Origin of the sequence: Psychrobacter sp. K31L, assembly GCF_017942195.1 — a bacterium.
In the GTDB taxonomy this organism is placed as follows: Bacteria; Pseudomonadota; Gammaproteobacteria; order Pseudomonadales; family Moraxellaceae; genus Psychrobacter; species Psychrobacter glaciei.
Genome location: NZ_JAGKSC010000004.1, coordinates 321,782 through 333,835, shown reverse-complemented (window position 1 = coordinate 333,835; position 12,054 = coordinate 321,782). Strand labels below are relative to the sequence as shown.

At 43.3% G+C, this 12,054-nt stretch carries 10 protein-coding genes; 4 read left to right on the top strand and 6 right to left on the bottom strand.

Going from position 1 to position 12,054, the window contains the following annotated elements; translation table 11 throughout:
• Nucleotides 1-34 precede the first annotated feature (34 nt).
• Nucleotides 35-2,488 (top strand): penicillin acylase family protein, encoded by a 2,454-nt coding sequence (locus tag J5X94_RS09050; RefSeq protein WP_210541025.1) that lies wholly within the window; start codon nt 35-37, stop codon nt 2,486-2,488.
• Between the two features lie 248 nt (nt 2,489-2,736).
• Nucleotides 2,737-4,278 (top strand): oxygen-independent coproporphyrinogen III oxidase, encoded by a 1,542-nt coding sequence (gene hemN / locus J5X94_RS09045; RefSeq protein ID WP_210541024.1) that lies wholly within the window; start codon nt 2,737-2,739, stop codon nt 4,276-4,278.
• 96 nt (nt 4,279-4,374) lie between these two features.
• Here the strand turns inward: hemN and J5X94_RS09040 are convergent, their stop codons facing one another.
• The 6 genes from J5X94_RS09040 to J5X94_RS09015 form a co-directional block, all read right to left on the bottom strand.
• Entirely contained in the window at nt 4,375-5,790 is a 1,416-nt protein-coding gene (locus J5X94_RS09040; protein ID WP_210541023.1) for an esterase-like activity of phytase family protein, read from the bottom strand.
• A gap of 195 nt (nt 5,791-5,985) precedes the next feature.
• Nucleotides 5,986-6,846, bottom strand: coding sequence for an SPFH domain-containing protein (locus J5X94_RS09035; RefSeq protein WP_189583983.1), 861 nt, complete (start codon nt 6,844-6,846; stop codon nt 5,986-5,988).
• A 12-nt stretch (nt 6,847-6,858) separates the two neighbouring features.
• A complete protein-coding gene (locus tag J5X94_RS09030; RefSeq protein ID WP_201592801.1) occupies nt 6,859-7,356 on the bottom strand; it encodes an NfeD family protein in 498 nt (165 codons plus the stop codon).
• A 199-nt stretch (nt 7,357-7,555) separates the two neighbouring features.
• Nucleotides 7,556-8,116 carry a porin family protein gene (locus J5X94_RS09025; RefSeq protein WP_010197230.1) on the bottom strand — a complete coding sequence of 187 codons (561 nt, stop codon included), beginning with the start codon at nt 8,114-8,116 and terminating at the stop codon, nt 7,556-7,558.
• Between the two features lie 207 nt (nt 8,117-8,323).
• Complete coding sequence (locus J5X94_RS09020) at nt 8,324-8,878, bottom strand: porin family protein (RefSeq protein ID WP_210541022.1); 555 nt, start codon at nt 8,876-8,878, stop codon at nt 8,324-8,326.
• A 110-nt stretch (nt 8,879-8,988) separates the two neighbouring features.
• Nucleotides 8,989-9,534 carry a porin family protein gene (locus J5X94_RS09015; RefSeq protein WP_010197225.1) on the bottom strand — a complete coding sequence of 182 codons (546 nt, stop codon included), beginning with the start codon at nt 9,532-9,534 and terminating at the stop codon, nt 8,989-8,991.
• Between the two features lie 288 nt (nt 9,535-9,822).
• Between J5X94_RS09015 and J5X94_RS09010 the strand changes: the two genes are divergently transcribed.
• A complete protein-coding gene (locus tag J5X94_RS09010; protein ID WP_210541021.1) occupies nt 9,823-11,055 on the top strand; it encodes an 8-amino-7-oxononanoate synthase in 1,233 nt (410 codons plus the stop codon).
• Between the two features lie 71 nt (nt 11,056-11,126).
• Nucleotides 11,127-11,936 (top strand): methyltransferase domain-containing protein, encoded by an 810-nt coding sequence (locus J5X94_RS09005; RefSeq protein ID WP_210541020.1) that lies wholly within the window; start codon nt 11,127-11,129, stop codon nt 11,934-11,936.
• Nucleotides 11,937-12,054: the final 118 nt, after the last annotated feature.

Sequence of the window (12,054 nt, the reverse complement as noted above, 5' to 3'; positions counted from 1 at the left end):
AAATTGTAAAAATTAACCATGGATGGTAAATACAATGAATATATTGATTAAAAATCGGCGAGTGCCCACGCTCACCCTCACCCTACTCACAATAGCTGTTTCTTTAGCATTATTCGGCTGTTCTGATAGTGATAATAGCTTTAACGATGACGATACTGATACCCCTGCATCGACGTATGAAGCTGACATTCAACGTACCGAGTTTGGTATACCTCATATTACTGCAAAGGATTATAAAGGGCTGGGCTATGGTGTCGGCTATGCTTTTGCAGAAGATAACTTCTGCTCACTAGCCAAAGAAGTTGTGGTCGCTAGCGGTCAGAGCATGCTGTATCTAGGCGATGAAGGTAATGTTGATAGCGATGTATTTTATACTTGGTACAACTCTCCAGAGAGAAAAGCTGAATTCTTAGCGGCTCAAGATCCTGAAACTATCGATGCGGTCACAGGCTATGCAGCAGGCTTTAGCCGTTATCTGCGAGATAAAGGTGTGGCGAATATTGATCCTGCTTGTGCTAACGCTGAGTGGGTTCGAGAGATTACTATTGATGACCTACTGACAGTTTATGGTAAAGCCAATCTACGCGGTGGGCTCTCTAACTTTGTCAGCCGTATCGTAGCGGCAGCTCCTCCTACAACTACTGGCATTCAAGGTAGCTCTAGAATGAGTAGCGTCGAGCCTACAGTAGAGTCAGATGAAGAGTTTGACATGACGACTATCAATGTACTGAATGGCGGTAGTAACGCTTATGCCTTTGGTAGTGAGGTGACAGGGACAGATAGTGGTGTCCTATATGGCAACCCACATGAGCCATGGAACGGTGTCCAGCGTTTTTATGAGTTTCATACAACCATACCAGGCGAGCTTGACGTGATGGGCGCCGCCCAACAAGGTCAACCTTTTATCAATATTGGCTTTAATAAAGACGTGGCTTGGAGTCATACCGTATCAACTGCCAAACGCTTTACGCTTTACCAGCTTAATCTAGTAGATGGCAACCCTTTGAAATACAAATACACAAATAGCGCGGGTGTGGTTGAGGAACGTGATATCGAAAAAGTCGATGTGACGGTTCAATTGCCAGACAATCAAACGTTGGTTCAACCTATCTATTTGTCTCAATATGGGCCTATGCTCGCGGCTAACTTGCTCGATGGTCGTTTGCCAACGTGGGGTGCAAACAATCTGGCTTATACGATTCGTGATGCTGCCTCTGAAAATCCAAGAGCACTTAATCAGTGGCGTAGTATGAACATGGCCACTAGCGTTGAGGATCTCGTCGATAGAATGCAGACTATTTTAGGTCTAGGCTTTGTTAATACCATCGCCACCGATCGTAATGGCAAGGCGCTCTATGCTGATATCTCGACCGTGCCTAATGTCACTAGAGAAAAGCTGGAAAGTTGTGGTACTAATGCGGGGATTTTCCTGAATGCTCTGATTGCATCTGACTTGCCCGCACTAGATGGCAGTAAAGCTGCCTGTGAATGGGGCAATGATGCTGATTCACCACAAGCAGGTATTTTTGGCGGTTCAAACTTACCATTCTTAATTCGTGATGATTATGCGCTTAATTCTAATGACTCTTATTGGTTTAGTAATGCAGAACAGCCGTTGACAGGATTCTCACCATTATTGAGACGTGGGTTGTTACCGCTTTCTGAAGATGCCGCGCCATTATCTCCACGTACTCGTATGGCCTTTACTCAAATATTTGATCGATTAAGTAATAAAGATGGTTTAGGCGGAAATACCTTTAACCTTGATAATATGCAACAAGTCGTCTACGGAAATCGCAGTTATGGTGCTGAATTAGTGCTTGATGATGTTTTGGCAGATTGCCAAGCTAATCCGACATTACCTTTGACTGACGGTGGGACTATCGATGCCACTCAAGCTTGTACTGTCTTGAGTAACTGGGATCGTCGTAACAATCTTGATAGTAAAGGTGCTCATGTCTTTAGAAAATTCTGGACCAATTTTGGGTTTAGTAGTTATGCAGGATTTAGTGTTCCCTTCGATAAGGCTGACCCTGTTAACACGCCTCGTGAATTAATCATCAATGATAAAACACGTAAAGCTTTGGGCGACTCTATTAGCTATTACAATAGTAAAAATATTGCGCTTGACGCACCGTTAGGTAGCTTACAATTCGTTATTGATGCGGACAAAAACGGTGAAAAAATCCCTATGCATGGTGGCTTCGGTGGTGAGGGCATCTTCAACGTTGCAAGCTCAAGTCAAAACAGCGATGGCACTTATGGTCCAATTACCAATGGTCCAACTTATATGCAATCGGTAACGTTTGATAGCAAAGGTCCGGTCGTGGAAGCGCTGTTAGCTTTCTCGCAAGCTGGTGATACCACACGTCCTTTCCATCGTGATCAAACCCGTCGTTATGCAGACAAAGACTGGATACGTCTGCCTTTTAGTGCTGGTGAAGTATCTAAACAAGCAGTTGGTGCGAAAATTGAGTTAAGAGAATAAAATTCTTCGTTATTTTAATAAAAGCAAAAGCCCTCAGATAGTCTCTGGGGGTTTTTCTATTTTTAAAACAAAGTAAATCCATAGGCTAAGAGAACTTACCAATCACCCTATTAGAAGCAAGGATTTGCTATACTATCCTTTACAAACCAAGTCACTACTATCGCTAAAAGACGCTGATACGTTATCGATTATCACTAGTGGATAAGGTTGCTTTAATAGGCGCAAACAGCATCAAAAAGGAATGCCACATGACAGAACACTCTGAAACAAACACCCAGCAGCCTTATAATCGTGCAGGAGAGCAACCCACCACGGTACGCCCTGTCATGCAGCCGGACAACCCTTACGCCAGTACGCGCGGCAGTATTATGACCAAGCAGCTACCTACATTTGATGAATCGATTATCAATAAATACAATCGTTCAGGGCCACGCTATACCTCTTATCCAACAGCATTAGAGTTCTTACCAATCGCTGATGGCATTGAAACAACCATTCTCCAAAATCGCGAAGCCCGTGCGCCATTATCGCTCTATTTCCATATCCCATTCTGTCGTCATCTCTGCTATTACTGTGCCTGCAATAAAATCATCACCAAAAAAAATAGCGACTCAGGCGATTATTTGCAGTACTTAATCACTGAAATTAGCCACAAGCGCCGTTTATTATCTGCACCAGAGGGCAGCAGTAAACCACTCGTTAAGCAGCTCCATTTAGGTGGAGGCACGCCGACGTTTTTAAGTGATGAAGAGATGGGTCAACTGTGGGATTTTTTGCAGACCCAGTTTGAATTTTTACCCGAAGGTGAGGGCGACTACTCTATTGAGATTGATCCCCGTGAGCTGGGTGACGAGACATTAAAAACGCTACGCAATCTTGGTTTTAATCGCGTTAGCTTAGGTGTGCAAGACTTGGACGAAACAGTACAAATCGCTGTCAATCGTGTGCATTCAGCAAAAATGATCGAGAACGTACTCACTGAGGCACGCGAGCTTGGTTTCCGTTCTATCAATATTGACCTGATTTATGGTCTGCCGCATCAAACACCTGCAACCTTGGATAAAACCGTACGCCGCATCATTGAGATGTCACCAGATCGTCTGTCGGTATTTAACTACGCTCATTTGCCAGAACGCTTTAAAGCCCAGCGTCAAATAAAAGAAGCAGACCTGCCAGAACCAGCGGCTAAGCTTGCCATGCTCGGCAATACCATCAACACACTGACCGAAGCGGGCTATCAATACATTGGTATTGATCACTTTTCCAAGCCTGATGACGAGCTCGCGGTGGCGCAGCGCGAGGGCAAACTGCATCGTAATTTCCAAGGTTACACCATTATGGGTGACTGCGACTTGCTAGGCTTTGGTGTCTCCTCTATCAGTCAAATTGCCAATGCCAATACCCGTTATATTTTGCAGAATGATACTGATTTACAAGCGTATCAGGCCAAGATCGCTGCGTCGAAAAACAACCCTACTATCATGCCAGCGGTAAAAGTAATTAAAACGTCGATTAAAGATCGCTTGCGTGAATATGTGATTATGAAGCTACTCTGTCACGACTATATCGACTTTAAAGATGTGAATCAGAAATTCGGTGTCGACGCCATTACTTACTTCATTGATGAGATTCAGCAATTGGGCGAGATGCAAGATGACAAGCTCATCGATATGGATGCCGCTGGGATTCGAGTCTTACCAAAAGGTCGCCTACTCGGTCGCAACGTCGCCATGGTATTTGACGAGTACTTGGCAAAGAAGCATCAAAATCGCTTTTCTAAAGTTATCTAAACAGAGTGTTTTTGAGTTAATTATTAGCAATAAAAAAGACCTCAAGCGAGGTCTTTTTTATGATAAATGCGGCGGCGTACCATCCCTCACCTATATCTATTCAGTAGGCATGGCGATGTATAGCCTATTGGCATCTATGATGGTTTTTTCTTTATCGAGATATTTATGTTCAACGGTGCTTTTTGGTTTTTTATTATCCCACCCTACTATCTCAGTATCTGTCATCGCTGAATCTGTGATAGAAAAATCATCATCGTTTAGCAACCCAAGTGAGCCATCTTGGCGGAGCCACAGACCTTCAAGCTTGTCATGCGGATAATCTAGAGTAGCAAGTACATCGACGACTAAGGTTTTCTTAACGGGCATAATATTGATGTTTTCAAGTACCTGCCAGTTATCTTCATCAGCTGCAATAAGCTGCTCGAGCGTTTTTCCTTCGACGGTTAGACCAACATGCTCATCTTGTTTAATCGCCTTTAGCTGGTTAGCAGTACTAATGGTTTCTATGTCTGTTGCCTGTGAGAGGTTAATTTTATAAATATATTTTTTTTCCGACTCATCTTGTAGGGGTAATTTACGATCATGTTCAATGAGATAAAATTCATGATCGCTGAGCGCGACTAACCCTGACACCACATGCTCCGCTACATCAAGACGATATAAGTATTGAGCGATTTGGCCAGATTTTAGGTTAATGGTAATAACCCGTGTCACGCTAGAACCGCGCCCTGATTTATCAGGATTGTCCATTGACGATTCTATGATGCCTACCAGCGTGGTTTGATTTGGCGTAATCGTTAACGCTTCCATGCCACGATTGGTGCGGCGCTTGGTAAACTCCATCGGTAATAAAACTGGCTTGCCATCAATCATCACATTGTTACGCTCATCACTAGCAAATGGGTTAATGCGCTCAATCTCTAACCCATCCGCATCATAGTGGACGAGATGTGGACCATACTCATCACTAATCCAAAAACTTCCGTCTGTAAGTGCAGCGAGTCCTTCGGGGTCTAAACCATTGATATCAGTCTTGATAGGATTACTCACTGCATCAAAAGGCAGGTTAGGGTTTACGGTCATCGGCTGACCATCGATATCATAGGGCACTTCATTGGTCCCGCCCAATGCTTTTGGATTTGGTAGCCCAGAGATAGGATTGCCATTGCTGTCTCTTAGCACTATCTCTTTTATCTTGATAATTTTGCCAGCGTCATGTAACTCAAATAGCCCGATTGACGGTGTATAATTCGGCACTAAAAACTGCTTACCTTTACCCGCAATCCCATCAAAATCAGCATTGGGACCTCGATCAGTAAGTACATAAAACTGATTGGCATTAATTGGATGTGCCGCTGCGTCTGAGCGGTAGCCACCACCACGAATCTCTAATTTTTGCTCAGGATAGGCGGCATTAATATGTGTCGCATCAAGCACGGTATAAGGTAATGGGCTGCCTTGAGGGAAATTCTCTATTGAGATTATTTCAATATTTGGATTTTGCTTGGTCATTGTTTTTTCCTTGTATCAGTATTTTTATTATTTGAGAAAAGGTGTTTTATGTTTCATTTTTCGCGCTTGAAAAACCAGCAAAAATAGTATGATCAAATTTAAGTCAAAAAAATAGCCAGTGCTTCGCATACTCACTGGCTATTTTTATAAGTTGTAGCTATGTGATCAAAGTACATGTGATCAAAGCACCATTGCTTAAACCTTCAGTTTATCACCCACCATACCTTTCACTGTACTGAGGATATCAGCAGGTAATACCACCATTTTTGCGTTATCAGACTCAGCCAGCTCACGAATCGCCTTGATATACTGCTCACCCAGTAAGTAAACAATCGGCATCTCTTCAGTACCCATGGCATTGGTAATCAAACGAATAGACTCTTCTGACCCTTTGGCAAGCACCACCTGTGCCTCTGCATCGCGACGTGAGGCTTCCAAACGCCCATCTGCCTCTAAGATAGCGGCTTGCTTTTGACCATCAGCACGCGTCACTGTCGCACGGCGTTGACGTTCAGCAGCTGCCTGCTCTTCCATCGCTGTCTGCATGGTCGCTGACGGGTTGATATCTTGAATTTCTACTGTTTTTAGCGTGATACCCCAATCAGAAATATCTTCTGAGATGGCATGCTTGAGTTTGGCCTTGATCTCGTCGCGGCTAGATAATGCGCTATCCAGATCCATCTCACCGATGATTGAACGTAGCGATGTTTGTACCAGATTACGAATACCGTATTCATAATCTTCGATACCATATACCGCCTTATCAGGACGAACGATATTAATATAAGCGACGGCGTTCGCTATAATAACCACGTTATCTCTCGTGATGACTTCTTGAGAAGGAATATCGAGCACGATGTCTTTGGTCGTCACTTTATAAGACACATCGTCAACATAAGGAATAATGAGGTTTAGCCCTGGTTCTAGTGTTTGGCTATATTTACCAAGACGCTGCACGACCCACTTATACCCCTGCGGTACGATCCGAACACCTTTAAATACGGTAAACACCACCAGCGCGATTAAGACCACCATTACGATATTGAAACTTCCCATATTTCACCCCTATTATATTTGCACACTTTTATTTATCGCTGCCTGCGATTTCATACTACTGACGACCAATTCATTACCAACGATATCGGTCACGATCACCCGATCACCGACCGCCACTTGTTCCCCTTTCGTGCGGCACATCCATTCAGCCGCTCCCACGATAGGCACACTAAACCGTACCATGCCCGCTCTTTCAGGCTGCGGCGGTACGATAATCATACCAGTCTCACCGATAATGACGCTGCCGCCTAGCCCTGCCTTGGTACGATCCACTGACAGAGGCTTAATAAACTTAAACCATGCCAATAGAAACACCGCAGAAAGTACCAGCCAAATAACAATTTGGATGGCGAGCGAGATAGGTAATAGCCACGACAGTGCCGCGACGATAATAGCAGCAGCACCAAACCAAAGGCTGGCAAACGTCGGAACAAACATCTCGACAATCAGTAGCACAAAGCCTAATACCAGCCAATGCCACGGTTCAATCATCCAGAGCATCTCAATCATTGATATATTCCCTGTCTTTGTCATTCTAGCTTTCAATGTAGCACATTTTTAGGTTAATAATGTCTTAAAAATCATTAATATACTGCTGACTTTGCCGAGTGGAGGAAAAAGCCTAATGAGTATTTGTAAATGCCTCAACCAAAAAAAACGACCACATCCGTGATCGTTTTTTTATTAATCTCTTTGCAGTCAGGCTAACTTAGAATTTTACATGAGCACCTAAAGTAACGCCACTTACCTCGAGATCATCCACTTCAGGATAGATGTTATACATAGCTTCTACAGAAGCCATAGGAGTGAGGTTATAGCCCAATCCTAAGCTACCAGCGACACCTGTATCAGAAACGCTAAAGCTCTCACTGTTGCTAGCAATAACTTTATCTGTATAATCTACATCAATTTCATTTTTCGCAACACCTAGGCGGCCTTTGGCGTATAAACCAGTATTTGGAAAATTGTAATCATAAGTCGCATAGAGACCATATACATCAGCACTATATTCTGACTTTTCAAAGGTGTCATCAAACGCATCTGCATCGTTAGTCGTCAAATATTCAGCTTCCACACCAAATTCTGGAGTGAATTTATAGCCACCATAGACACCGTATGATACTGCATCATCTTCTACATCATCTGGACTGTACTGACCCACTTTTACACCAGCGTACGGCTGACCAGCGTAGTTAACTGCTGCTTGCGCACTAATACTCATTAGAGAACCAACTGATAATGCGATCAAAGCTTTTTGTAAAGTATTCATCTGTCTTCCTATTAAATAAAACTAAAATGTAGCCTGAGTGGACATAGCAGAGCACATAAGTTAGCTGAACTATTGTTGAATTTGAGATTCTAGCAGAAGATTATTTTTAATGCATTCTTTTTTAATGACTTTAACCGTAGCTTTTTTCGTACAAAAAAACGACCGCCGAAGCGATCGTTTCTTATTCTATAATTAACTAGCAATCATTTAGAATTTTAGCTGTGCACCAACCGTCATAAGATCAGCATCGCTACCTAGCTTGTCGTATTCAGCTTCCACGCTGAAGTTAGGATTCACTGAATAACCAAGGCCTACACCACCAGCAAGACTCGTATCACTTTCTGAATAAGTCTCAGTTCTGACTTCAGTGTTGCCGATATTGCGGGTGAAGTCACCTTCTATCTCAGTTTTAGCGACCCCTAGTTTACCTTTGGCGTATAAGCCAGTATTAGGGAACTGGTAACGGTAAGTACCGTATGCGCCGTAGCTCTTAGCATCGATATCACCGCCGCGATAATCTGCGTCGTCTGAGCCGACATATTCTGCTTCGACACCGAAGTTAGGATCAAAATTATAGCCACCGTATACACCATAAGCGGTTGGATCATCAGCGCCGTCTACGTCTAGGTCAAACTCACCGACTTTAGCACCGATATACGGCTGTCCAGTATAACCGTTGCCATAAGAAACAGCGGCTTGTGCACCCATGCTTACTAAAGAACCAGCGGCTAGTGCAAGTAATGTTTTTTGTAGAATTTTCATTGTATTCTCCTAATATCGTCTTTTTTTAATTGCTTTTATATGAATTATTGGGGTAAGAAACGACCAGTAGACTGACCATTTCTTGCTTTTATCATGAAACTATCTGAGATTTAGAACTTAAGATGTGCGCCAACGGTTAACAACTTAGCATCGACATCACTGTCCATCATTGAGTATTCAGCCTCAACACCGAAGTCAGGGTTTACTGAATATCCAAGACCGACACCACCAGCGATACCTGTGTCACTAGTAGAGTTTGACACTCTAACTGGACCAACAGTATAGTCACCTTCTACTTCAGTTTTGGCGACACCAAGTTTGCCTTTAGCGTATAGTCCCGTGTTTGGGAAAGCATAACGGTAAGTACCGTAAGCGCCATAAGTCTTGGCATCGAGATCACCGTTTCTGTAATCAGCATCATCTGAACCGACATATTCTGCTTCAACACCGAAGTTAGGATCGAAGTTATAGCCACCGTATACACCATAGGCCGTTGGATCATCAGCATTATCGACGTCTAGATCGAATTGACCGACTTTAACACCAACGTATGGCTGACCGGTATAACCGTTACCATAAGAGACGGCTGCCTGTGCACTGACCGTTAGTAAAGAACCAGCTGCTAGTGCAAATAGAGTTTTTTGTAGAGTTTTCATTATTAGCTCCTTTAACTTATATGGGCAAGCAAGTTATTCTTAATGGCTTTCTAAGCCTCATCGCCCTGCTTGCTAACGATGAATATATAGTAACAAAGTATTTCATACAGTCTGTCTGTGTTTGATGGCATCAGAGTTAAGATTTGCAAGCGTTTGTCAGCCTATGGGTTACAAAGGTCGAGATATGAAATTTTTTGTTACAAGTAGCCGATTTGTGCAATACTTCCTACTTATCAGGCAGTCAATGAATGCTAAAAAGTCAAAAATAAGATAAAGGAAGACATCAATATGACAAGTTCTATCGTTGTGCAACTGCAAGAATCATTGACGCATATGAAGTCTCAGCAGCAATACCGCAGTTTACCAAGCTTAGAACATCAAGGACGTTATGTGGTGAGCCAAGGTAAAACACTGCTGAATATCGCCAGTAATGACTATTTAGGTTTGGGTAGCGATACAGAGTTACAAAGCGAGTTTCTCAAGCAAATAGATTGGTTACCAGTGGCACAACGACCAAAAATGAGTGCCACTTCCTCGCGGTTACTCACCGGCAACGATACCCAGCTACAAGCACTAGAGTCTGAGTTGCAAGCGTGGTATCAAGCTGCCATAGGTGAACAAGGCCTATCTACCCCAAAATCTGTGCTGGTATTCAATAGTGGCTATCATGCCAATATTGGTATCCTGCCAGCTCTGACGGCGCTACCAGTCAAAACACTCATTTTGGCTGACAAACTGGTGCATGCCAGTATTATTGATGGGATGCGGCTAAGCCAAAGCAAACTTGTCACCTATCGTCGTTACCGTCACAACGATTATGAGCATTTGGCCAAGTTTATTGAACAAGCAGACGAGACGGTTGAACGCATCATTATTGTCACCGAGAGTATATTTAGTATGGATGGTGACCGTGCTGACTTACTTCAGTTAATACAACTCAAATCCAGAGATGCTCGTATTGAGCTGTATGTCGATGAAGCACATGCCATTGGAGTGCTTGGCGATACAGGTCTAGGATTGGCGGAAGAAACACACACGTTGGCGGATATTGATTATTTGGTCGGTACCTTTGGTAAAGCATTTGCTTCAATGGGTGCTTATATCATATGTGATGAGGTCGTCAAACAATGGCTGATCAACGCCATGCGTCCGCTGATTTTTAGTACTGCATTGCCACCGATCAATCACGCTTGGACTCGCTTTATTTTAGCAAAAATGCCAAACTTGACCCACCAACGCACACATCTGGCACAGATCTCTATCAAGCTTAGTCGAGCCATCGACCAACAACACCGCGCATCGCCAACTGCTCAAAATATAAGCTATGATTCACCTATTATCCCCTATATATTAGGCGACAATGCGTGTGCGCTTGCTAAAGCAAAACAGTTACAAGCCGCAGGATTTTACGCATTGCCCATCAGACCACCTACCGTTCCTGCGAACACCGCTCGTATTCGCTTGGTCATGAATGCCAAACTAACCAACGAAGACTGCGAGCAGTTGATAGAACAATTATAAGTCTGTCATCTAACCGAGATGTCAGTCCTACTATCGACTGATAATGGACTTACTTGGATGTAATACACCCTATGGAAATACTCGTTACACCTGATAGTTTTAGCGCTAGAAAACAAACCATCGCTCGCCATTTTGCCAGTGCCAGCGACTATGACCAGCATGCCAGTATTCAGCAGACAGTCTGTCAGTATTTACTAGAAAATATTGCTCATACCAAACAAAGCAGTGTATTAGAAGTCGGTGCGGGGACCGGTCAAATGACACGACTACTGGCTGAGCATATACAAAGCCAGCATTGGCTGATCAATGAATTGTGCGCTGAACAAGCAGCTACCTTGCAATCAATTTTACCAACGGCTGACATCGTGATTGGCGATGCTGAAACCATGGACTTGGAAGTAATACACAGCCTGATAGTCAGTGCCAATGCAGTGCAGTGGTTTGATAATCCGTTGAATTTTGTCACGCAATCAGCACACCGTCTACAGACTGGAGGTCAACTACTCTTCAGCACCTTTACGTCCAATAACTTTTTACAAATTAAAGCGCTAACGGGTCAAGGCCTTGATTACCCAGATATCACTGAGTGGCAGTCAGCATTAGTTGATGCTGATTTTGAGCATATCGAGCTTTCAATTGAGCGTTTCGACTTACCATTTATCAGCCCTTATGCTGTGTTGAAGCATATGAAATTGACAGGTGTCTCAACCAGTCAAACGCAAGTATCGTCAAGGAACACGCCACCTTTCAGATGGACGAAAACGCGTTTACAACAATTTGAGTCAGATTATTGGCAGCATTTTTCTGCACAAAACGAAGATGGTCAGTCTTGCGTCAATTTGACGTATGAAGTACTGACCGTGAGTGCGTTCAAACCCTAAATCAGCCATATAGTCAAAATATCCTAAAAACGCGACGGTATTGCGGATATATCGATATTACTTTTCACTGACTATGCCTAATATTACTAACAGAAATTATAGCCATAAAAAAACGCAC